General features: G+C 41.0%; 20 protein-coding genes and 2 tRNA genes. 11 read left to right on the plus strand and 11 right to left on the minus strand.

The annotated features are described in order from the left end of the window. Positions 1–32: 32 nt before the first annotated feature. The 4 genes from GR929_RS01935 to GR929_RS01950 form a co-directional block, all read right to left on the minus strand. Positions 33–1,343 carry a hypothetical protein gene (locus GR929_RS01935; protein WP_159517223.1) on the minus strand — a complete coding sequence of 437 codons (1,311 nt, stop codon included), beginning with the start codon at positions 1,341–1,343 and terminating at the stop codon, positions 33–35. Between the two features lie 232 nt (positions 1,344–1,575). Beyond that, positions 1,576–2,784, minus strand: a complete 1,209-nt coding sequence (locus GR929_RS01940) for an outer membrane protein assembly factor BamB family protein (RefSeq protein ID WP_159517224.1) — start codon at positions 2,782–2,784, stop codon at positions 1,576–1,578. 42 nt (positions 2,785–2,826) lie between these two features. Further along, the gene (locus GR929_RS01945; RefSeq protein ID WP_159517225.1) at positions 2,827–4,731 is read right to left on the minus strand and encodes an AMP-dependent synthetase/ligase; all 1,905 of its coding nucleotides are present in this window, start codon (positions 4,729–4,731) and stop codon (positions 2,827–2,829) included. 168 nt (positions 4,732–4,899) lie between these two features. Further along, the gene (locus GR929_RS01950; RefSeq protein WP_159517226.1) at positions 4,900–5,949 is read right to left on the minus strand and encodes an aldose epimerase family protein; all 1,050 of its coding nucleotides are present in this window, start codon (positions 5,947–5,949) and stop codon (positions 4,900–4,902) included. 134 nt (positions 5,950–6,083) lie between these two features. Between GR929_RS01950 and GR929_RS01955 the strand changes: the two genes are divergently transcribed. The 8 genes from GR929_RS01955 (at position 6,084) to tsaA (ending at position 13,160) form a co-directional block, all read left to right on the plus strand. Beyond that, the gene (locus tag GR929_RS01955) at positions 6,084–7,082 is read left to right on the plus strand and encodes a GntR family transcriptional regulator (RefSeq protein WP_159517227.1); all 999 of its coding nucleotides are present in this window, start codon (positions 6,084–6,086) and stop codon (positions 7,080–7,082) included. Between the two features lie 93 nt (positions 7,083–7,175). Beyond that, a complete protein-coding gene (locus GR929_RS01960) occupies positions 7,176–8,231 on the plus strand; it encodes a UDP-glucose--hexose-1-phosphate uridylyltransferase (RefSeq protein ID WP_159517228.1) in 1,056 nt (351 codons plus the stop codon). Between the two features lie 16 nt (positions 8,232–8,247). After that, entirely contained in the window at positions 8,248–9,537 is a 1,290-nt protein-coding gene (locus tag GR929_RS01965) for a galactokinase (RefSeq protein WP_159517229.1), read from the plus strand. Between the two features lie 30 nt (positions 9,538–9,567). Then, the gene (gluP, locus tag GR929_RS01970; RefSeq protein WP_159517230.1) at positions 9,568–10,776 is read left to right on the plus strand and encodes a glucose/galactose MFS transporter; all 1,209 of its coding nucleotides are present in this window, start codon (positions 9,568–9,570) and stop codon (positions 10,774–10,776) included. Positions 10,777–10,938: 162 nt separating this feature from the next. Then, positions 10,939–11,847, plus strand: coding sequence for a metallophosphoesterase (locus GR929_RS01975; RefSeq protein WP_159517231.1), 909 nt, complete (start codon positions 10,939–10,941; stop codon positions 11,845–11,847). Positions 11,848–12,026: 179 nt separating this feature from the next. Then, positions 12,027–12,100, plus strand: a tRNA-Asp gene (locus GR929_RS01980). A 74-nt stretch (positions 12,101–12,174) separates the two neighbouring features. Next, a tRNA-Asp gene (locus tag GR929_RS01985) sits at positions 12,175–12,248 on the plus strand. Positions 12,249–12,656: 408 nt separating this feature from the next. Further along, positions 12,657–13,160 (plus strand): tRNA (N6-threonylcarbamoyladenosine(37)-N6)-methyltransferase TrmO, encoded by a 504-nt coding sequence (gene tsaA / locus GR929_RS01990; RefSeq protein WP_159517232.1) that lies wholly within the window; start codon positions 12,657–12,659, stop codon positions 13,158–13,160. A gap of 53 nt (positions 13,161–13,213) precedes the next feature. Here tsaA and tal read toward each other — a convergent pair whose 3' ends face one another. Continuing rightward, complete coding sequence (tal, locus tag GR929_RS01995; RefSeq protein WP_159517233.1) at positions 13,214–14,170, minus strand: transaldolase; 957 nt, start codon at positions 14,168–14,170, stop codon at positions 13,214–13,216. Positions 14,171–14,337: 167 nt separating this feature from the next. Between tal and GR929_RS02000 the strand changes: the two genes are divergently transcribed. From GR929_RS02000 to GR929_RS02010, 3 genes are all read left to right on the plus strand, one after another. Beyond that, positions 14,338–15,738, plus strand: coding sequence for a TonB-dependent receptor (locus GR929_RS02000; protein ID WP_159517234.1), 1,401 nt, complete (start codon positions 14,338–14,340; stop codon positions 15,736–15,738). A gap of 767 nt (positions 15,739–16,505) precedes the next feature. After that, entirely contained in the window at positions 16,506–16,709 is a 204-nt protein-coding gene (locus GR929_RS02005; RefSeq protein WP_159517235.1) for a hypothetical protein, read from the plus strand. An 88-nt stretch (positions 16,710–16,797) separates the two neighbouring features. Continuing rightward, positions 16,798–16,989 carry a cold-shock protein gene (locus tag GR929_RS02010; protein WP_159517236.1) on the plus strand — a complete coding sequence of 64 codons (192 nt, stop codon included), beginning with the start codon at positions 16,798–16,800 and terminating at the stop codon, positions 16,987–16,989. Between the two features lie 128 nt (positions 16,990–17,117). Here GR929_RS02010 and GR929_RS02015 read toward each other — a convergent pair whose 3' ends face one another. From GR929_RS02015 to cbiG, 6 genes are all read right to left on the minus strand, one after another. Further along, positions 17,118–17,735, minus strand: a complete 618-nt coding sequence (locus tag GR929_RS02015) for a DEAD/DEAH box helicase (protein WP_159517237.1) — start codon at positions 17,733–17,735, stop codon at positions 17,118–17,120. A 107-nt stretch (positions 17,736–17,842) separates the two neighbouring features. Next, a complete protein-coding gene (gene cobA, locus GR929_RS02020; protein WP_159517238.1) occupies positions 17,843–19,015 on the minus strand; it encodes a uroporphyrinogen-III C-methyltransferase in 1,173 nt (390 codons plus the stop codon). Continuing rightward, complete coding sequence (locus GR929_RS02025) at positions 18,991–20,040, minus strand: pyridoxal phosphate-dependent aminotransferase (RefSeq protein ID WP_159517239.1); 1,050 nt, start codon at positions 20,038–20,040, stop codon at positions 18,991–18,993. Before GR929_RS02025 ends, cobA begins: the two co-directional genes overlap by 25 nt. Continuing rightward, a complete protein-coding gene (gene cobK, locus GR929_RS02030) occupies positions 20,037–20,795 on the minus strand; it encodes a precorrin-6A reductase (RefSeq protein WP_159517240.1) in 759 nt (252 codons plus the stop codon). Before cobK ends, GR929_RS02025 begins: the two co-directional genes overlap by 4 nt. Next, positions 20,792–21,526, minus strand: coding sequence for a precorrin-3B C(17)-methyltransferase (cobJ, locus tag GR929_RS02035; protein WP_159517241.1), 735 nt, complete (start codon positions 21,524–21,526; stop codon positions 20,792–20,794). Before cobJ ends, cobK begins: the two co-directional genes overlap by 4 nt. Beyond that, entirely contained in the window at positions 21,511–22,545 is a 1,035-nt protein-coding gene (gene cbiG / locus GR929_RS02040; RefSeq protein ID WP_159517242.1) for a cobalt-precorrin 5A hydrolase, read from the minus strand. Before cbiG ends, cobJ begins: the two co-directional genes overlap by 16 nt. Between the last annotated feature and the right edge of the window lie 3 nt (positions 22,546–22,548).

Here is a 22,548-nt window from a genome sequence, read left to right on the forward strand (position 1 = left end):
TAGGTGTTGAACCATGCTTTCAACCTGGTGACTTAGTTAATGTGGATACCGGCACTAAAACCAATCCAACCTTTTAAGGTCGTTCGCTTTCCTTTATGCGAGTAAATGGAGTATGGGGCAAAATTACTTTCAAATGGTTTGCCATTAGTAATCTTATTGTTAGTAATCATCAGGTTAAAGTTAGGACCGGCAAAAACATCTAAGTGATTTCCAATTTTCTTGGTGAAATTAATTTTGAATTGATTCAGGTCATTGTAGGTGTTTGTCCAGTTTTTGCCCTCGTTAATATGGTAGTTCATGAGTTCCAGTTGCGTTTTAAATTTCTCTTTATTAACGATGTGAGTTCCCACTCCATAGCCAAATCCCCAGTTGAATTCGTCGCCTAAAAATTGACTACCAACGGCAAAAATATTGTAGAACTTATCCACGCCAATTTTAAATAGAGCCTGAGTATTTAAGGCTTCACTTGCTGAGACTTCCAATTCATAAAAACCATGTCGGACAATACTTAAGAAGCCAATAGGGAGGCCACTTTTAACAGTGTCTGAAACATTAATAACTCCCAGTTGAAGCCCATCAACTTGCTTGGCAACATTTAAGAATCCGGCTATCTGTGCTCCATCAATGGTTCCTTTTGCCAGGTTAGCAAAACCAGCCAACTGAAGCCCTTTGGCATCATTCATCGAAATGTTGGAAAACCCGGCAATTTGCACTTTCTGCATTTTTTCTTTCGAATAATTTAAAAACCCAGCCAGTTGCGTGCCATTCACTTCGCCAAGCGTAATATTAGAAAAACCTGCCATTTGAAAAACCTTACCATTTCCCTTTACAATATTGGCGAACCCCGATCCTTGGATTCCTTCAACATCTTCACAAAAATTTGCGAATCCAGCCATCTGAATTGCTAAGGATTTACCGTTGGTGAAGTTTGCGAACCCGGCAAATAATAATCCATTGGCCTCAGCATAATTGAAGTTGGCAAAGCCGGCCCATTGAAAACCTCTGGCTACACTTCTGTTAAAATTGGCAAAGCCCGCGTATTGAAAACCAGTGAAATCGCCATTTACAGAATTCAAAAATCCGGCAAACTGTGCTCCGCGAACAAAATCACGTTCGGTATTTGAGAATCCCGAAAACTCAAAGCCGGCTAGTCCTCCCGAATAGCCTGAAATTAAATTCACAGAGACTTTATTAATACAATTTCCAGCATTGCTGCCATTTGTACTTACCGGAGGGAACAGTCCAAAGGCAAAAGGTACTTTTTTGTAATTGCCATAGCTTTGGGCAAATAAGTTAGTGACTATAAGTATTGAAATCAACAACGTGAAATAAATCTTCTTCATCTGATTATGATTGCTTGTTTTCTATTTATGTCATGTGGAACTCGTTTGCCGACTGCCCTATACGGGTGAAATATTCTACCCGCTCGTTTTATATCCTGATGGGGTCTGAGTTCTCAGCTATAATCCTATTGACAGGAGAAAAAGCAAAGGGTTGCAGATTCAATGGAAAAAAAACTGAAAAAATAGAACCAATCGAATGAAGTCACATCTAAGTTGATCTCCAACTCAAATATCACTTGGCTATTGTATACCGCCAAATATCATTGTTAAATCGGATAAATAGATCGCCCTTATAAATGACCGGATGAGCATATCCATGCACCGCGGGATAGGCAGGCGTTTGAAAGCGGCTGATGATATCAAGTCCGTCGGCTTTTGGTTTGGCCAATCCAACTTCCGCATTCTCAGTGAAAATATAAAATTTACTGTCGGCCATGATGAGCGAGCCAGGCTTAATTTCGCGGGTTGTGAAAACTTCTTCGCCGGTTTCCCAATCCACTACTGCCCAATGTTTTTTGCGATCAGCAGTACCATAAATTAATCCATCGACAACCTGTATCCCGCTCATTTTTGAATCAAAATCAACATTTTGCCAAAGGGTATCTAATTGTTGTTTTTCATCGTTAATCTCAAACATGACGGAGCCTTCGCCGTATCCGGAAGAGTAAAAAATTTGGCGGTCTTTATAGACTGGCTCATTCGCATGATTGCCTCTTTTCTCGGTAAGAGGATGCTTAATTTTTATTTCTCCGGTTTCCGGATCAAAGATAATCAGGTTAAAATTTAAGTTGACCATGGCCAGTGTATCTCCATTGTGCTCAATTAATCGCGAACTGCAATAGGCATTCGTATTACCATCAATTGCTGTTTCCCAAACAACTGATCCATCTTCTTTATTCAATGCACACAATGAAGTCTCTGAGCCGCCCGGCTGCAAAATGACCAGGTTTTTATAAACTAAGGGTGATTCGGTGTAACCCCATTTTATAAGGTCGCCACCATATTTTTCAAAGATATTTACATGCCAGATTTTATCGCCTGATTTCATGTCGATGCACACCGCATCGCCATAGGCTCCCGAGTAATAGAGCTTTCCATCAACAAGGGTAGGAGTGCCCCGCGATCCCGGAAATTTAAAGGTGAAATCCTGACCGTATTTAGTTTTCCAGGCCATCTCTCCATCGTGTTTGAAGTAGTAGATGTAGCCTGTTGAATCGAGCATTCCGGCGACAAATATGCCCTCCTCGGTAATAGATGGAGAACCATAACCTTCTCCAATTCCGGTGTATGTTTGTTTGATCGGAAGTGAGTCATTGGGCCAACTATCCATTAAGTTTTTGTCCGGGTAGCGCGCATCAAAATTGGGGCCATGCCACCGTTGTGCTTGTCCGAATAGTAGTGAAGGCAACGCAATTAATAGTGCAAGTAAAGATCGTTTCATGGTTGATATCGTTTTATTCCGAGTGTGAATTCAGACATTAAACTAGCGATTCCACTTTTTTATCGCTTCAATATTTTTGTCATTAATCATGTTTTTAGCTTCCGGCTTATAGAGAAACTCTAATTCGTCAGCAAAATAATCGTAAATTTTTCCGCGAACCATTTTTAGCAGTGAATTTAATAAATGATTTTGCTCGGTAAAGGCCTCCGGCAAAATAACCACTGTCGCAGGTAGCCATCGTTGTGGAAACATTTCTTCGTATTCACCTCCTGTTCGGTATTTATTGATTTCATCTTGAATAATTTGAATACTAGCTTTATTTCCTTCGTCGGTGCCAGGTTCAATTCCTTGTTGCTTCAACTCCAGGTTGATGGCTGAAATGTTTGGGATAATCATGCCACTGGTATATGGATTCTGGTTATTGTAAAGCATACACTGGTCAATGAATTTCGACTGATCGACAAATGCTTCTTCAATCCCTTCGGGACTGAACTTTTCGCCATCATTCCCAATCAGCAAACTTTTAAAACGTCCTAAAACATACAGGAAGCCATCGGTATCAACATAGCCCATATCGCCTGTATACAACCAGCCATCTTTTATCGTTTCGGCTGTTGCCTGCGGATTATTCCAATAGCCGAGCATTACATTGTCGCCTTGAATGACAATTTCACCTTTCTCTCCGGCGGCTAGCTCATTCCCTTCGTTATCAATAATCTTTAGTTTCATGTGTTTAACGGGCTTACCCGAAGAACCAAACTTGATAGCATGTAATGCGTTTGAGGATATAACTGGCGAAGCTTCTGATAAGCCGTATCCCTGGCACATGGGCATACCAACAGCGTAGAAAAATCGTTGTAATTCAATATCTAAAAGGGCACCACCACCAATGAAAAGTCTCAGGTTGCCGCCAAATCCTTCGCGTATTTTTGAAAACAAAATTTTATCATACAAAGCCAACAATGGCTTATAAATAAAGCGCATTCCTTTACCCCTGTCGTGACCAAAACCATTGTATTTATAGGCAATCTCCAATGCATGATTAAACAGCTTTTCAATCGTTTTGCCTTTTTGGCGAATGTTGGTTTCAATTCCTTTTCTGAAATTTTTCGCAACCGCCGGCACGCTCATCAGGATGTAGGGCTTAATTTCCTGAATGTTTTTTGGGATATTTTTCAGCGTTTCCATTGGCGTTTTTCCAACCTCAAGTGATGCTATACTTGCACCATTCGACATTAAACAGTAAAGGCAAGCGGTGTGTGCAAATGAGTGGTCCCATGGTAAAAAAGCCAGTGTTTTCCATTCAGATGTAATATTCATTAAGGTGTTGGATTGAATCGTATTGGCAGCATAATTCAGATGAGATAGCATGATTCCTTTGGGGTCGGCAGTTGTACCTGAAGTATAGGAAATATTTGCCAAATCGTTTGGTTGTATCCCATTGTAGCTCGCTTCTAACTTCTCCGGGTTTTCCTTTAAAAACGCGATACCGCTTTCAATAATATCAGCATATTGAATATCATTTTTTCGGGCATTTTCCTTATGATCGAGATAGATCACTTTTTCAAGATTTGGGAGCTCACTTCGTATTGCCTCTATTTTATCGGCTTGTCCTTTTGACGCGATCACCATTCGGGCACCGGAGTGCGCTAAACGAAATTTTAGCTCTCCTGCTTCAAGCTTAACCGATAGTGGCACGTTAACAGCGCCGACATAAAGCATACCCAATTCACTGATAATCCATTGATTTCGTCCTTCGGCAACCAGCCCGATGCGTTCTCCTTTTTTTACTCCCATTGCCAAAAAACCAGCAGCAAGTTTCAGTACCTCTTCGCGGGTTTGTTTATAGGTTGTTCCTTGATATTCTCCTTCTTTCTTCTCCCACAGGTAAATATTCTCAGCATATTTCTTTACACTCGTTTCGAAGAGCTCAATAATCGTTTTCATTCAAAAAGCGTTTAGTTTTCAACTGTCAGTAAAATTCAAAAATACAATTTTTTAGTTCTAATTAGCTTAATTTATTGACCGGGGCAGTTCATCTGAAACAATTGCGCATCAAAAAGAAACCCCCGATGCGTTTGAACATTGAGGGTTTCATGATCTGTTGATCGCAGCTTATTCGGTTAGTCCAAACTTATAAACTGTCTGCTCTTCGTATTTATCGCCAGGAGCAAGTTCGGTAGAAGGGAAATTATCATGGTTTGGAGCGTCAGGATAGTGCTGTGTTTCCAATGCGACTCCTGCATATTTTCCAAATTTCTTTTTACCATCAATTGTTAGCTCTGGTATCCAATAGCCGGTATAAACCTGCATGCCGGGTTGGGTGGTGTACACTTCCAGCTGACGTCCGCTTTTAGGCTCCTTTAGTCGGCCTGCAAATACAAACTTACCTTCTTCATTGTCCAGTACATAATTTAAGTCGTATCCATCAGGAAGACTGTCAATGTCTTGTCCCAGTTTTTTGTTCGATGTAAAATCAAATGCTGTTCCTTCAACCGGAACAATATTGCCCGTTGGAATCAGATCTTTGCCTTCCGTTATTTTGTTCGCATTTAACTCCAACTCATGATTTTTAATATCCTCTTTTCCTCCGGTAAGATTGAAATAGGAGTGGTTGGTTAAATTCACAATCGTCTTTTTATCCGTCTCCGCTTCATATTTTATTGACAATTCATTGTCGTTATTCAACGAATAGGTACAAGTGGTTTTCAAGGTGCCGGGATAACCTTCTTCGCCATCAGCGCTGGTGTACGAAAGTTTTACGCCAACCTCATCCTTGTTTTCAAAAGTTTCAGCCGTCCACTGTTTTTTGTCGAATCCTTCCAATCCGCCATGTAAATGATTTGGGCCATTATTAATTGCTCCGGAGTATTCAACGCCGTCAATCGAATATTTTCCATTGGCGATGCGGTTTCCATGACGTCCGATTAGGGCTCCAAAATAGGGATAGTTGCCCAGATATTCGTTACTTAAATAACCCTCCAGCGTATCAAAACCACACACAATATTGGTTAGGTTTCCTGCCTTATCCGGCGTTTTTACAGAGGTAATTATTGCTCCGTAGTTGGTGATATTAATCTCAACATTGTTGTCATTACTCAATGTGAAAAGTTCGGCTTGATCTCCACTTGGTAGATTTCCAAATGATTTACTGGTTAATTTCATTCGCTTATTATTTAGATTTACAGATTAACATAGAGTACAAATTTAATAAATGAAACGTACTGGTAGGTACTGGTTGTTTAAATTTCAATAAAAATTGTAATTTTGAAATTCTTAGCCAAATAAAAATCAAGATTGTGAAAAATATTCAGATTGACGACACTCTTGGTATTCCAAAATACCGACAAATTATTAATTCTATTTATCAAGGCATTCTCAGTGGGAATTTAAAAGTTGGCGATAAAATTCCTTCATTAAATCAAATATGTGTCGAATTTGAGCTGTCACGCGATACCGTTATGGTCGCTTTCAACGAGTTAAAAGCCAAAGGGATTATTAATTCTATTCCAGGTAAAGGCTACTACATCAATAGTACAGAGGTGAATGTTGACCAACGAATTTTTTTGTTGTTTGACGAGTTGAATGCGTTTAAAGAAGATGTTTACACTTCGTTTTTAAATAGTTTGGATACGAAATCAAACGTTGATATTTATTTCCATCATTTTAATTTTCAGGTTTTTAAAGATTTAATTTCCGAGGCTGCGGGCAATTATACCTCGTATGTGATTATGCCCGCTACTTTCGATCAAACGTCCGATATTATTTCAATTTTACCTAAGGATAACGTTTATATTCTGGATCGTAAAAAGGAAGATTTGTCCGACTACCCGGTTATTTATCAGGATTTTGAAGGTGATGTATTCCGGGCTCTGGAAAATGGAAAAGACTTACTTGAAAAATACCGAAAACTCGTTATGGTTTTTCCTGGTGGCAAAGAGCCTGAAGGAAGGATGATTGGATTTGAAAAATTCTGTAAGAAAAACAAGATGAAATATGAAGTTGTTCGAAGTTTGATTGATCGGACGATTGAGAAGGGAGAAGCCTATTTTGTTCCGTCAGACCGGAATTTGGTTAAGTTGGTGAAAATGGCCGATGCTAATTGTTTTAAACTAGGTGAAGATTTTGGTATTGTTTCTTTTAATGATACGATGTTGAAGGAAGTCGTTGCCGGTGGAATTACAACCATATCAACCGACTTTCAGTTAATGGGACAAAATCTGGCCAAAATGATATCAGACCGGTCTAAGTCTCAAATAAGTAATCCCGCACAGTTAATCCGTAGAAAGTCTCTGTAATATGTTTTATAGCATGTGTATTTAAGGAAATACAAGAAGCAATATTCTATAATTTTGCCTACCAGTACCCACCAGTTGGAAAAAGTAAGAAATATGAAAAAATTTAATAGTCTGGATCACCCGCATAAGCGGTTAAACCCTCTAACAAACGACTGGGTGTTGGTTTCGCCCCATCGTTCGAAAAGACCCTGGCAAGGGCAAGTTGAGAAAGCAACAGTTGACGAACGCCCTAAATATGATCCCTCTTGCTATCTGTGTGCAGGGAACGAAAGGGCAGGAGGTCATAAAAATCCTGATTACAAAGGCACTTTTGTTTTTACCAACGATTTTAGTGCATTGCTAACCGATTCACCCGAAGGCGGTGTTGATGAAGGCAGCCTTTTTCAGGCAAAAAGCGAAACCGGCATTTGTAAAGTCATTTGTTTTAGTGACAATCATAGTTTGACGATTCCAGAGATGGAAGTAGCGGATATTCGCAAAGTAGTTGATGTTTGGTGTGAGCAGTTTGATGAGCTGGGCAGCACTGATTTTATAAACTATGTACAGATCTTTGAAAACAAAGGATCTATTATGGGGTGTTCCAATCCTCATCCACATGGGCAAGTTTGGTCTTCGTCAACCGTTCCGGTTGAACCGGATAAAGAGTCGGTAACGCAAAAGGCCTATTTTGAGAAAAATGGAAATACTCTTTTAGGAGATTATCTGAAAGCTGAATTGGAAAAGAAAGAGCGGCTGCTAGCTGAAAATGATCATTTTGTGGCACTGGTTCCTTATTGGGCCGTCTGGCCATTTGAGACAATGATCATCAGTCGTCGGGCGGTTCAAAATATTCTTCAGTTAACCGATGAAGAAAAAGATGGCTTAGCGGATATTTATAAGCAACTTACTGTGAAGTACGATAATTTATTTGAGACTTCGTTTGCCTATTCAGCCGGACTACATCAGGCACCAACCGACGGCAAAGATTACCCGGAGTGGCACTTGCACATGCATTTTTATCCACCCTTATTGCGTTCGGCGACAGTGAAAAAATTTATGGTGGGCTACGAAATGCTTGCTACACCACAACGAGATATTACAGCAGAACAGGCAGCTCAACGATTACGTGATTTATCTGATATACATTATAAAAAACAAATTAATAAATAGAAAATCTTACAGACTTATGACAAAAATTAATCAATTAATTGAGAAAATAGATGGTGGAAATAATCCATTATTTCAGGAATTATACGGAACCGACAAATCAACGCTAACTGCACAAGCTGCCCGCTATGCGAGCTTGATGAGTGAATTTGAGAAGACATATGGTTCCGATGATGTTGATCTGTTCAGTTCTCCCGGGCGTACCGAAATTGGTGGAAACCACACCGATCATAACTACGGTCGAGTATTAGCAGGTGCAGTCAATTTGGACATGGCAGCTGTTGCAGCTAAAAACGGTAGCAATACCGTTCGGATTAAATCAGTCGGATATCCTGAATTTCAGGTTGATCTTTCAGATTTAAGTATTGACGAGTCACAGTTTTATACTTCATCTTCATTAGTAAAAGGTATTTGTGCCCGCATGAAAGAAGTGGGATACGAAATTGGCGGTTTCGATGCCTGTATTGATGGACGCGTGCCAAAAGGTTCCGGACTGAGTTCATCTGCTTCATTTGAAGTATTGGTGGGAGCTATTGTCAATAATCTGTTTAACGACGGAAAAATGGGCGGTGTCGAAAATGCAATCATCGGACAGTGGGCCGAAAATAATTATTTCGGAAAACCTTGTGGTTTGATGGATCAGACAGCATGCTCGGTTGGTGGCTTAATTACCATCGATTTTAAAGACCCTTCGAAACCAATTGTAAAAGAGGTGGACTTTGATTTTGTTTCTACCGGCTTTTCATTGGTCATTACCGATGTTGGTGGCGGTCATGATGATCCTGCTTCTCAAGCTGAATACGCTTCATTACCAACTGAGATGAAAGCTGTTGCCGCGGAACTTGGAGCAGAAGTGCTGCGCGAAGTTACACTGGAACAAATCGTAGATAAAATTCCTGAAATTCGTAAAAAAACAGGTGATCGTGCTATTCTTCGGGCTTACCACTTCCAAGGCGATAATCAACGTGTCGTAGATCAGGTAGCCGCATTGGAAAGCAATGATTTCGAAGCATTTCTGAAAATGGTCGTGGAATCGGGCTATAGCTCATACATGTACAATCAAAACATTTTTGACGTTGTTCATAAAGACGATCAAGTGGTGTCCTTAGGTTTGGCTATGAGCGAAATGGTGCTGAAAGGCTCAGGAGCATGGCGTGTTCACGGTGGTGGATTTGGTGGAACTATTCAGGCTTTTGTACCGCAAGATAAACTGGATGAGTACGTTAAAACGCTGGAGCATATTTATGGCAAAGGAAAATGTCATACCTTGTTCATCCGTGCTAAAGGATCAGTTAAGCTAGAACTCTAGTCAGTAGAACTAACTCTAAAACTATACAAAATGAGTAAAAACAAGTATTTGTTTCCATTGATAGTCATGTCGGCCTTATTCTTTATGATCGGCTTTATGACTACCATGAACAACTCGATGATTGACTTTCTGAAAGAGGCTTTTAGATTGGATTCGCTTCCAAATGGTAAGGTATTGAAGCAATTGCCAAATTCGTTTTTTTACGGAATCTATGCCTTGTCTATTCCCATCGGTTTCCTAATTCACCGGATTGGTTATAAAAAAGGGGTGTTGTTGGGAGTCGGTTTATTAACTATCGGGGTTTTAATGTGTATTCCACTCGTCGCAATTGGATATATTCCATTTCTTTTTGGAGTAGCCGTTTTTGCATTCGGTATCGTTATTTTACAAGTGGTTGCTAACCCTTATGTGAATGCACTCGGACCAGAAAAAACAGCTGCCAGTCGTTTGACCTTGGCTAACTTCTTAAATTCGGTTGCAACAGTTATTGCTCCCATTTTTGTTTCGTTGCTGATTATTTCGGATACAGGTGCAATGGAACCTACTCAAGTACAAAAGCCATTTATTGTGCTCGCTGTCATTGCTGCGGTAATTCTCGTGCTTCTTTTCTTTATGAAACTTCCTGAAATTGAAGATGAAGATAAAGACATGGCTGTGAAGCCAAAGAAATACAAGTCGAGTGCATTTAAATATACACATGTTTGGTTAGGATCATTGGCTATTTTCTTTTACATGGGAGTAGAAATTGGCATCCCTAGTTTCTTTGCAGATTATACGAGAGAGTTGGGACTTAACCTGACAGTTGTTGAGCGTACCGATTGGCTGAAATACTATTGGGGAGGCTTAATGGTTGGACGACTTGCCGGTATTTTTATTCTACGGAAATTTACGGCACGTCAAATTCTTTCTCTTTGTGCCATTGGTGGTGCAATCTTTGTTGGTTCTTCACTTGTGCTTGGAGCAAATGCTTCACAAATCGCTCTGGTATTGTTCTTAGGAACCGGATTGTTCCATTCAATTATGTGGCCAACAATCTACAGTCTTGCTTTAGAAGATTTGGGACCGCACGCCAAGGTGGCTTCAGGTGTCATCTCAACTTCAGTTATCGGTGCTGCAGTTCTTACTCCAATGATGGGGGCAATACAGGATAATCTGGGATTGGTTGCTGCGGTTAGTACAATGTTTGTCTATTATACCTATCTGATTTTCTTTGCCACAAAAGGTTCGAAAATTAGATAATACATACTACTCAATTAGGATGAAGGTCGGCAATTTAATTGCTGACCTTTTCTTTTTAATGAACTATTTACCCCCGCGCCAATCTTTTCGCATTTACTCTCTCATTGGTCTTGACTTTTTAATAAAAATGATAACTTGCCTTGCTATAAATAGGTGCAATTTATGTATGACATAATAGGTGATATACATGGGCAGGCAAGCATGTTAAAAGATCTGCTCAAATCGATGGGATATAAGGTGCAAAAAGGAGTTTACAAGCACGAATCACGAAAGGCTGTTTTTTTAGGCGACTTTATAAACCGCGGGCCAGAAATTCTGGAAACCGTAAGAACAGTGAGAGCAATGGTTGAAACTGGTAATGCCCTGGCAATCCTGGGAAATCACGAGTTAAATGCAATTATTTTTGAATTGAAAGATAAGGCAGGAAAACCCTTGTTTAAGCGATTGCTGAAATACCGCATGCCGTTGACCCAAACATTCAAAGAATTTGTTCATATTCCAGACGAATACAAAAGTCATATCAAATGGATGCGCACCCTTCCCATGTTTTTGGAATTGGATGGTATTCGGATCGTACATGCGTGTTGGGATGAGCAGAGCATCGAAATTGTGAGGAATAATTATACCGAGGGAAGATTGAAAAAGAGCGTACTCAAGCAGATTAGTAAAAATAGTAATGAAGTGTCGAAAGCCTTTTGGCAAACCTGCAAGGGGGTTGACTTTAAACTTCCGAATGATTTATTAGTTTACGACGAAACAGGACAGGCTCATCGAAGATTTCGAACCAAATGGTGGTTAAACCCAAAAGGGATGAAATTCCAGGATCTTTCGCTGGAGAGCCGATTTGATTTACCGGCATATACCATTCCACCCGAAATTAGCGGAGAACGTATTCCCTATGGAGAAGATGAGCCAATCGTATTTTTTGGTCACTATTGTCTGAAAAATGGCGATAATATTTTTACTCCGAACCTTTGTTGTTTAGATTCCTGTGTGAGTCGTAAGGGGAAATTAGCTGCTTATCGGTGGTCAGGAGAAAAAAAATTGATTCCCGAAAATATTGTGAAATAGTCGATATTGTTGATAGTATATTGAAAACTAGATGGCTAAATTTTTATCGAAAATCAGTTCGAATAGTAATTCTAAATTTGGGATGATTTTTTTAATGTTTCCTATTGCAGAGAAAAAAAGAAAGTATATATTTGCAGAGCCTTTTGAAAATAGCATTTCACAAGGGTTTTAGAGAAAAAGGTGGCGTAGTTCAGTTGGTTAGAATATCGGCCTGTCACGCCGAGGGTCGCGAGTTCGAGTCTCGTCGTCACCGCAAGAAAAAGTTCTAAAATTATTAAAATGACATTTCAAAGTGAATGAATTTCGGTTCAAACATTTCGAGAAAAAGGTGGCGTAGTTCAGTTGGTTAGAATATCGGCCTGTCACGCCGAGGGTCGCGAGTTCGAGTCTCGTCGTCACCGCATTTTAAAGCTGCTCAAATCGAGTAGCTTTTTTTGTGTCACCTTTTTTGTGTTATGTTTATTGGATCACATTAAAAAGTAGGTGGAGAACAAATTAATTTGATCTTTGTGTTTTTATTTTTTGATGTCAAATGAATTCACACCATAGTCAATAAAAAGCATTGGTGGAAGCCCTTCTACCCAAAAAATTAGTTCAATATTTTGAGGTAACCAACGTAGAGATTGCAGATGATTCTTTAATCTTCTCAAAAATGAAACAACTGAAAGACAAAGAATAAAAGGAAAAGATTGAAAGCTTCAGACGACCAAAAGTATTTAATGAAGGTTCCTGGAACAAAAGTGTGAGTTTGTCCTGAGACGGGGAAGGACAAACTCAAAATACGTTAACCATCTTTAATTTAAAACCCAATGAGCAACGACTTTATAACGAAAAGCATAATTGTAAATTCCATTGGTGTGATTTATACGCCGCACACAACGATCGAAAATATGCCTATACAGCCAGTGGGTGCCGATGGAGTTAAAGGTGTGATTGAACTGAATCCCGATTTGACAGAAGGACTAGCAGATCTTGACGGTTTTTCGCACTTAATTTTAATTTATCATCTACATGAAGTTGATGGTTTTAAACTAACGGTGAAGCCGTTTATGGACGATAAGATGCATGGTGTTTTTGCAACTCGCTCACCAAAACGCCCCAATGCCATTGGAATTTCAACAGTGAAACTAGTGCAGGTAACCGACAATAAGATTCATTTTGAAGGAGCTGACATGCTCAATGAAACGCCACTGATTGACATCAAACCTTTTTTTAGACAAACCGACAACCGGACAGATGCGGTTTCGGGGTGGTTGGATGAGAAAGATGAGCGGAAAGCGCATAACCACCGATCAGACGACCGTTTTAAGTAAAAAAAACAGACCAATAGGTTGATCTGCTTTCCTCCATCTCTATGTTTTAAACATTATAGCTTTTGGTTAATTTTATCTTCGAGCTTAATGATGTCGGCTGCAAATTTACGGATACCTTCAGACAGCTTCTCTGTAGCCATGGCATCTTCATTCAGCAACCAACGGAAATCCTTTTCGTCTATAGAAATTTTAGCTTCGTTGTAGCCGCCCAAGTCGTTTTCGCTCAACTTCTGTTTTAATTCACCTTCTGTTTCTTCAAGTTCTTTCAATAGTTTCGGCGAAATGGTCAACAGGTCGCAACCAGCCAATTCTGTAATTTCTCCAATGTTTCGGAAACTGGCACCCATAACCTCCGTTTTATATCCATATTTCTTATAATATTTGTAAATGTCGGTTACCGACAATACACCTGGGTCTTCAGTTGCAGGAATGTCGTCAACTCCTCGGCTTTGTTTGTACCAGTCGTAAATACGCCCTACAAATGGTGAAATCAACTGCACTTTAGCTTCTGCGCAGGCAATAGCCTGAGCTTTACTAAACAGCAAAGTTAAATTGCAATGAATATTTTCTTTCTCCAGAATTTCTGCCGCTTTAATGCCTTCCCATGTTGATGCAATTTTAATCAGGATTTTTTCTTTCGGAATCCCGGCATCAGCATATAATTTAATGAGTTGATGTGCTTTTTTCACCGTTGCATCAGTGTCAAACGACAGGCGGGCATCCACTTCTGTAGAAACGCGCTTGGGAACAATTTTCAGAATTTCAATACCAAAATTCACCGATAGTTTATCCATACATAAACTGAGCTGTTCCTCTTTTTTTTCTGCGTTTTCTTTTGCATATACAACAGCCTGGTCAATCAGGTTTTTGTAACGATCATCGTCGGTAGCTGCTAAAATAAGTGAAGGGTTGGTTGTTGCATCTCTCGGAGTAAAGGCTTTTATCGATTCAAAATCACCCGTGTCTGCAACGACTACCGTCATTTTTTTCAATTGTTCCAGTAAATTCATTTTAACTTTTATAATTGATTATACCTTTATAACAGTTATTCGCTTATAGAGTTTAGTGTAATTAACTTACATTATCCATTTGCCCGTTCAAACAAAACAAAGGAGTAAGTGTTGCTAAATGATGGAAAGAACCATTTGAAAAATTAAAAAAAATCAATTCCAAGTATATGTCAAAAACGCTCAGTACTAAAGAGAAAGCTGTTCATATAAATATAGATTCAGACTACTATGGATCGATTGCTGAAATTGGTGGAGGCCAAGAAACTGCGCGACATCTATTTCAGGCTGGAGGAGCTTCAAACACTGTTGCCAAAACAATTTCAGCATACGATAAGAGCTTTAGTGATCATTTTTATAACCAAGGTGCTCCAGCAAGATATGTGGCAGAAGACCGGGTGAAAAAGATGGTGGAATACGAATATAAGGAGTTGCTAAAAATTCTGGATGATAAGATTGACCAGAAGTTTTTTGCATTTGCGAATACCGTAGAAACCCTCAATTATAACAAGACCAACCAGGGAAACGGTTGGCTTGGAATGGCTATTGAAGGCTCGGAACGTAATAACCCCAACCGCATTTTTGTGCATGTGAAGTTGCTCGAAAACGATACAATTCTACAGCAATATAGCCTTGGCAACTTAGGTGTTAATTTGATTTATGGAGGATTATTTGAATGGAAAGATCCTAGAAATATTTTATTGGCCCTGTTGGACAACCTTGGAACCGATCGGTTGGAAGTAGATTATATTTATGTGGAAGGACCAGACATGGAGTGGGTGGATAACCGCATCCTGAACCTGATGCTGGTTAACCACAACATGACTCCGGCAATCATGTTCGATAAGTCGGGCAAAGTGCAACAGCCTTCCGACATGCTCTATAAAAAGAATGTCATGCTAATGCGCGGTAACTTCCGGCCTGTGACTAATTTGGTGATCGAATTCTTTGAAAAGAGCATGGATCTTTTTAAGCGTGATGAAGATTATAAACCAGATAACACCATTGCTTTTTGTGAAATCTCACTCAATAGCCTGATGCAAAATAAAAAGGTTGATGAAAAAGATTTTCTGCAACGGGTAGATCTTCTCAATATGGTTGGGCAAAGTGTGATGGTTTCCCGTTTTAGCCGTTATTTTGAGCTGGTTAATTATTTCACCCAGTTTCAAATGATTAAACTGCGAATTGCGATGGGTATGCCAACGTTCGATATGATTTTCGATAGCTCGTTATACACCGATCTCCGGGGAGGTTTACTCGAATCTATTGGCGCTTTGTTCCATGAAAATGTCAAGATTTACTTGTTTCCCTACATCAATCCAAAAACAGGAAAAGCTATTTATCCTGATGAGGCGCATTTCTCAGGCTCCAAAAGACTTTTATGGCAATACCTAAACGAAACGCGTAAAATTCTTCAGCTCGAAGATTTGTCAGAACACGTCATTCAACACACGCCTGGTCATATAGCCGAATTGATTCAAGCAGGAGATGAAGAGCTGAAAAACTATGTGCCAGAAAAAGCGTTTGTACATATTAAAGAAAATCAGCTGTTTGGATTTAATAGCTTATAATATAAGTAAAAAAGGGAAGAGCAGTATTTGTTAATCGAATAATCACGACACTGGTACGAAATAAAAAATATTTTGGCGTTAAGCTAGAGCCTATATCTTCGTTTTAATCCTTTGATTTACTTGGTTGACTTAGGTGGACTGGAACAGCGTCTGGCGCATATTTGAATCAAAAGAAAATAAAAGTTGCATAATTCTTCCAGTCTTATCTATGGTAAATATATCTCAGATTCTCAGGACATATCATTTGATAAATATTTTGAATTAGGCACTTAAGATAGCGAGTTATGCTTATCGTTTTCAAGATAATGCGCGATTGTTTTCGCTTCCTGAACAAACTATCCGGGGATTAAAGCAATTGGCTGAAAAAACGGATAAAAAAGTTAAAACAATCTATTTCAGAGGTAGAGACTGAGATGCATGAATGTATCAAGTCTAATCCAGTATTGCTTCGTCAGTACGAATTACTATGTTCCAACGAAGGGATAGGGAAAAAAACGGCTATAAAAATGATAGTCACGACCAATGCATTCCGAGATTTCCCATTATGTTTATAAAGGGCCTGATTCTGTAGCTTTATTTAGGACAGATGTGAGAAAAGCTATTATAATGCATAAATGATGCAACTCTTTTGCAACAAAGCCACGTATAATAGAAATAGATAGCGTATCTTTGCAATCTGGATTAAGTTTTCTCTAAACTTTCCATCAAAAAGGCAGATTAAATAATCGTTCCATGTTTCAGTGAAGCCCGGAATAACTAAAAATGATATGATGAATGCAGAATTTGATTTGAGTAACTGGAGCAGTGTAGCGAATGAGTTAAAAAGAAGATATCCCCATTTGACCAATGCTGATTTGATGTGGAGGCATGAAACCAAAAGAGATTTCTATAAAATGATCGCTTCAGAATTAGGAATGACGACCAATGAACTGGAACAAATCATTACACAGCTGGAAAGTAAAAAACAATAAATCAGAAGGTGAGTTTTAAAAAAAAATGCGGAAATGATTTGTTTTCAAAATAAGTAACCGTATCTTTCGCCAAATTAATTTTATCAAGATGAATAAAGGAACAGTTAAATTTTTTAATGAGTCGAAAGGCTTTGGTTTTATTAAAGATGCCGAATCAACAAAAGAGTATTTTGTACACGCAAACGGATTAAAAGAAAACATCAGCGAAAATGATGAAGTAACTTTTGATTTGGAAGAAGGCAGAAAAGGATTAAATGCAGTCAATGTTAAACTAGCATAGTTTAGGTTACAACCCATTTAAATTACAAGCCTCGCGAATAGCGAGGCTTTTTTTGTGCTTTGAAATCTGGTGACGACTTCTTAATTTTTTTAAGAAAATAGTTATTATTGAATTGAATCCTGATCTCTTCAGCAGTCAATATTAACGAGAACCCAGTTTTTTTCGATACGCTCCATAAAGTCATCAAATTTCTCGTGCCACTTGTTTGCAAATAACAAGCACTGGATTTTTATTGATCCATCAGAAATACGATATACAACCGGATGATGACGATTGGGAAAGATTGTTTCAGCATCGTCAACCACCAATAGCTTTAGTTTGGTACATGGTATTCCGGTATTGCTTAAAAGTTCATTAATTCGTTTGGGCGTTCCAATCAAGATATCAAGTCCTTCATAAATGGTATCCTTTTGATATTGTAAGTTCCCTTGATCGAATACAGTAAACGTACGCAGATTGGTGTGCTTTCCCAATAGTTCGAATTGCTCTTCTAGTTCAAAGGCTTTTTCTTTGTTTTCAACTAACACAATTGCTCGAGGTGCCTCTTCAAAGGCTTCTTTTAGTTGTTGAATTATGCCAATAACAATTGTTGTTGTCTTTCCTGATCCTTCTGGCGCAACCACAAGCAGGTCTGCACCCGATTTTATTTTAGGAATACAATTCGCTTGAATTTCTTTAGGCTCTTTATCAAACCCTTGATCAATAATGCCTGATACTAATTCAGGATATAGCTTTTTTAATTTCATTTATTTTCCGATGATAACACATAACTAATTGCCTGCCAGTTAATTATAGTGTAGAGTGTGTGGCAAAGATACAAAATAGATTAATCTATTTTGTATCTTTTTACTATTCACTTTTTCATTTTCAGAATTTCTCCATAGTTCACGGTATTACCGAAAATACCAATAACCGGACTTTTAGCCACTATTTCTCTGCGGGAAAGCCGGCCTATGGTGGTACGGGTCACTTCCTGATCGGGAAAGCTGGCTTTGTACACCAATCCAACTGGGTAGTCGTCCGGGTAACCCTGCTCGAGGTAGTTGGTGGCAATTTCGTGCATATGCGAAGCGCCCATGTAGTAAACGGCTGTATCAGAATTGGGAATCTTGTAGCTACTCTTGCCGTGCGCTGTTCCAAAACTCACCGACGAGGCAATACCGCGGTGGGTGAGCGGAATGTTGCCTAATGAAGCAGCAGCTATGGCAGAGCTGATTCCCGGTACAAATTCCACGAGGATGCCACGTTCCTCCAAATAGAAACGCTCTTCGCTGCCTCGGCCAAAAATGAGCGGGTCGCCACCCTTGAGGCGGACAACCATTTTGCCGCTTTGAGCCGCTTGATACAACACCTCGTTAATTTCGTCTTGCTCCTTGCTGTGGTTGCCGCGGCGCTTGCCTACGTAATGTTTTTCGCCCCGGTAACGCGCCAGGAATTCGTGATCGAGTAGGTCGTCGTAAAAAATAATGTCAGCTTGAAACAACAGTTGTTCGCCGCGTCGGCTCAGTAGGTTGGGGTTTCCCGGGCCAAAACCAACCAAATACACCTTACCGGCCAACTGCTCTTTTTGTTTCAGCAGCTGTTCGCGCTCGCGTATAAAGTGCTCAATTTCCTGCGAAAGCAGAACTGTTTTCTTTACCTCTTTGTTTTTCGAGTTTATGGCTGCCACAAAATCATCGGTTTCAATCAAAGCTGAAGAATGAAAGCCGGACACCGCTGCATCATCTGTGCGGTTGCACAATATTCCACGCGACTCGCAATCGGCCTGAATTTGGGCATTTACTTCGGGCGAATCGGTGCAAGCAAATACCAGGAAAAGCCCATCGATATGCTTTGGCTGATAGGTTTCACGAATGCATTGAACAGCCGGGTTCGCTTCAATTTCGGGTACTATTTCGGGAGCTACCACACAAATGTTGGAACTGTAGCGAACCAAGCTTTTGAGTTTTTGAGCAGCTACCTGGCCGCCGCCAATCAAGCCGATTTTTTTACCGGCCAGATTTAATGAGATGGGTAAGAAAGACATGGTTGTATGGCATTAATGCACGCCTTTAGAGCGTGTATAAATTCGTTATTTAAAGTTTTGTTTTGTGCGGCAACCCGGAAGTGGCCGGGCCTTAAACCGCGGAAATTAGAGGCATCACGAATCAGGAATCCATGGCGCTTCAACAGCTGCTTTTTTAACTCGGCCGCCGTGGCCTGCTCCAACTCGCATAGAAAATAATTGGTGGGCGAGGGGAATACACGAAATCCGGCGACCTGTGCCAGTTCCGCTTGCATGCGTTTTGACTCTTGTAATCGATGGTCTAGTGCAACTGTGGGCTGCTCTGGCAGATCCAGAATATACTCACCGGCCTTCAATGCCAGAGCATTTACAGCCCAGGGCATGTGGCAAGCCTGAAGCTTTTTAATAATTTGCGGATGTGCCAACAGGTAACCGATCCGGATTCCCGGAATGGCAAACAGTTTGGTGAAGGATTTGATCACCACCAGATTTTGATGCTGACCAACCAGGGAAGCCATGCTTTCTGCCGCCTCGCAAAGGTCGATGTAAGCTTCGTCAACCACCAAAAGGCGCTTGGGGTTTTGTTCCAGAAAAGCAACCAGTTGTTGCGGCCTAAGGTAACGACCATCGGGATTATTCGGGTTGCCAATCCACACCAAATCAGACGGCTTGACGTTGTTGAGTTCGTTCAAATCTTCAACAAACAAAATTTGATGATTGTAGAGCGTGCAGGCATCTTCGTACTCGGCAAAAGCCGGTGTGCGAATAGCCGAGCATTGCTTCTGAAAGGCATGGGCCAGCAGGTAAAAAGCCTCGGTAGAGCCGCTCGTTACTAGAATATAGCCGGGACTTAAGTTGAATTTGTCAGCTAGTTTTTCACGCAATAGCCGGCACTCGGAATCCGGGTAATTACGAATGGCCCGCAGCTGCGTTTGCAGGTAATCCAACAAGTCGCCGGTTTGCGGATTATCAAAAACATTGGTGCTGAAATCGGCTTTCAGCAGGTGTTGTAATCCTTGAATGTTGTTACCGTGTCCGTTTATCATGTTTGTATTGCTTTCACTGTTTCATTCAGTTGTTGCACAAGCTCCTCCATATCCGAAAAAACAAGCGGATAATTTAGCCGGGGGCGGGATAAGATGTGCACCACGATACCAAGTTCCTGTGCTGCCTGGCATTTTTCGGTAAGCCCGCCGGCTTCGCCCGATTCTTTTGTGACCAGTTGCGTAATCTCGTATTCCTGCATCAAAGCCCGGTTGGTTTCCATGCGCATGCGCCCTTTCATGGCAATGAGTTGGTGAGCCTGTAGTCCGGCAGCCTGGCATTCGTCCAGACTTTTGCTTACCGCCAGAACCCGGGCAATAATCCGCTCGCGCAGCTCCGGGCAAAAGCGATACACATTCTTCGAGCCAATTGTTAGCAGAATGTTGCCGTTGGTTTGCTTCAGGGATTCTATTACTTCGTCGTAGTTGGTATAATATTTGGCCCCGGGCACTTGAAGCTGTTCCCGTTCATATCGCAGGTAAAGGCGTTTTAGTCGTTCGCAAACAGCCATCGCCTGGGTTGAAACAAGTTCTGCAAAAGGGTGACTGGCGTCAACTACAGCGGAAATGGCTTTCTCAATCAGTAGTTGCTCCATTTCTTTTTCACTCAGTTGTCGCTCAATGACCTCACAGTATTGCAGCGCCGCCAGATGTGCTCCATAGGACGTCGTGGTACTAATCAGCACCCGATGGCCTTCGCACCGAAATCGCTCAGCAAGCTTGTTGGCATCACTTGTTCCTCCGATAATCCAAATCATAAGCGATACCCCCGGATGGTGATCATTTTTCCGTTAATGACTTGCGTTTGCGAGTTCCCGATAATTACGGTCGTTAGCATATCAACATCGGCATTTTTTAATTCGCCAAGGGTAGTCAGTACAACCTGTTGGCCTTCTCGCATGGCTTGTTTGACGATTCCCACCGGTGTTTGCGGCTTCTGATATTCCAGCAAAATGTCGATGGCGGTATCCAGCTGTTTAATGCGGGTTTTGCTACGCGGGTTGTACAAGGCAACAGCAAAATCACCTTCTCCGGCTGCCCGAATTCGCTTCTGAATTAGTTCCCAGGGCGTTAACAGGTCGCTTAAACTAAGGGTAACAAAATCGTTCATTAAAGGCGCTCCGAGCAGTGATGCTGCCGATGTGGCCGCACTGATACCGGGAATAATGTCGACCGATACTTCGGATTGGCGCTCAGCTACAATCTCGAGCATAATTCCGGCCATGCCATATATTCCGGCATCGCCACTGCTAATCAGGCTCACCACATTGCCGGCTTCGGCCAGTTCCAGCACTTCCACACATCGATCAACCTCTTTTTTCATGCCCGACGATACAAATTGTTTATCGGGGAAAAGCGATTTAATCAACTCGATGTAGGTTTTATAGCCTGCAATAATGTCGCTCTGTTCAAGCGCCTGCATGGCTCGCGGACAAATGTAGTCCTTATCTCCGGGGCCGGTGCCCACCAGTATTATTTTTCCTTGCATTGATATGGTTTTGTTTCGAATACGGATAATGTCATTCCTGTTTGTTTGGCTTTTTGAACCAAAAAATTTCCGTTTTTTCCACCAGCCAGGTAGGCAGCGGTGCTGCTCACCGATGTAACGCCGGTAATTTTTTTTACAAAATCGGAGCCTTGAAACAGGTGCTCGACGGTTTTTAATGCCGAGGCTTCGTAAAATTGTGTTTTGCAGTCCAGTTTTTTTGCCGCTTCAAGAATTGCCCGTTCTGAGCTTTTAATGTCGATAGAGCAAACCGCTGCAATACTGCGTTTGTCCAATTGCAACTGCTCCAGCTGTTGCCCGATAAAAGCCCAAAGTTGCTCAGGCGAGCTATTCTTTTTGCAGCCAATGCCCAAATAAATATTTTTCGGAATTAGTTGCACAGCAGGTAACCCAGCAGGAATAATCGTTCGGTTCGAGACGATGATCCGTGCTTTCGGTTCACCTTGACATGCCGGAAGTTCAACTGCTCCTAACCAGTTTTCCGCATCACAAAGTTCAACCGCTTGTCGATTCACAAAGCAGGCAGTTACCTGCTTGGCATTTTCCATCGAAGCAATAACCAGCCCGGCGTGCTGGGCCAACATATCTACTGATGGTAATTGGTTGACATCAGAGGCGGTCGTGATAACCGGATTGGCCTCAATTAAGCGGGCAATACGAGTTGTCAGTTCATTGGCTCCCCCCAGATGGCCGCTCAGCAGGCTAATCACGTGTTTGCCTGCATCGTCGAGCACGACCACTGCCGGATCGCTTGTTTTATTCTGTATCCAGGGTGCGATGCTACGAACCACGATTCCGGTAGCCATAATGAAGATCAAACTGTCATAATTCTGAAACAGTTGTTGGCAAAACTGACTGAGCTTTCCTTCAATCGGGCGAAAACCAGCGGCTTTCCATTTGGTTAGTGTAAAGCAGTCGGCTTCCGGAAAATGTTGCATGATTTCCCTGGCCAGTTGATTGCCCTGTAAACTGATGGATATGATGACTACTGACTGCTTCATTTG

The organism is Sunxiuqinia indica (assembly GCF_009847015.1).
Lineage (GTDB): Bacteria > Bacteroidota > Bacteroidia > Bacteroidales > Prolixibacteraceae > Sunxiuqinia > Sunxiuqinia indica.

Coding starts and splice junctions, on each gene's coding strand:
- GR929_RS01935 (WP_159517223.1), bottom strand. CDS start 1,343: ATGAAGAAGATTTATTTCACGTTGTTGATTTCAATACTTATAGTCACT.
- GR929_RS01940 (WP_159517224.1), bottom strand. CDS start 2,784: ATGAAACGATCTTTACTTGCACTATTAATTGCGTTGCCTTCACTACTA.
- GR929_RS01945 (WP_159517225.1), bottom strand. CDS start 4,731: ATGAAAACGATTATTGAGCTCTTCGAAACGAGTGTAAAGAAATATGCT.
- GR929_RS01950 (WP_159517226.1), bottom strand. CDS start 5,949: ATGAAATTAACCAGTAAATCATTTGGAAATCTACCAAGTGGAGATCAA.
- GR929_RS01960 (WP_159517228.1), top strand. CDS start 7,176: ATGAAAAAATTTAATAGTCTGGATCACCCGCATAAGCGGTTAAACCCT.
- GR929_RS01965 (WP_159517229.1), top strand. CDS start 8,248: ATGACAAAAATTAATCAATTAATTGAGAAAATAGATGGTGGAAATAAT.
- gluP (WP_159517230.1), top strand. CDS start 9,568: ATGAGTAAAAACAAGTATTTGTTTCCATTGATAGTCATGTCGGCCTTA.
- GR929_RS01975 (WP_159517231.1), top strand. CDS start 10,939: ATGTATGACATAATAGGTGATATACATGGGCAGGCAAGCATGTTAAAA.
- tsaA (WP_159517232.1), top strand. CDS start 12,657: ATGAGCAACGACTTTATAACGAAAAGCATAATTGTAAATTCCATTGGT.
- tal (WP_159517233.1), bottom strand. CDS start 14,170: ATGAATTTACTGGAACAATTGAAAAAAATGACGGTAGTCGTTGCAGAC.
- GR929_RS02000 (WP_159517234.1), top strand. CDS start 14,338: ATGTCAAAAACGCTCAGTACTAAAGAGAAAGCTGTTCATATAAATATA.
- GR929_RS02005 (WP_159517235.1), top strand. CDS start 16,506: ATGATGAATGCAGAATTTGATTTGAGTAACTGGAGCAGTGTAGCGAAT.
- GR929_RS02010 (WP_159517236.1), top strand. CDS start 16,798: ATGAATAAAGGAACAGTTAAATTTTTTAATGAGTCGAAAGGCTTTGGT.
- GR929_RS02015 (WP_159517237.1), bottom strand. CDS start 17,735: ATGAAATTAAAAAAGCTATATCCTGAATTAGTATCAGGCATTATTGAT.
- cobA (WP_159517238.1), bottom strand. CDS start 19,015: ATGTCTTTCTTACCCATCTCATTAAATCTGGCCGGTAAAAAAATCGGC.
- GR929_RS02025 (WP_159517239.1), bottom strand. CDS start 20,040: ATGATAAACGGACACGGTAACAACATTCAAGGATTACAACACCTGCTG.
- cobK (WP_159517240.1), bottom strand. CDS start 20,795: ATGATTTGGATTATCGGAGGAACAAGTGATGCCAACAAGCTTGCTGAG.
- cobJ (WP_159517241.1), bottom strand. CDS start 21,526: ATGCAAGGAAAAATAATACTGGTGGGCACCGGCCCCGGAGATAAGGAC.
- cbiG (WP_159517242.1), bottom strand. CDS start 22,545: ATGAAGCAGTCAGTAGTCATCATATCCATCAGTTTACAGGGCAATCAA.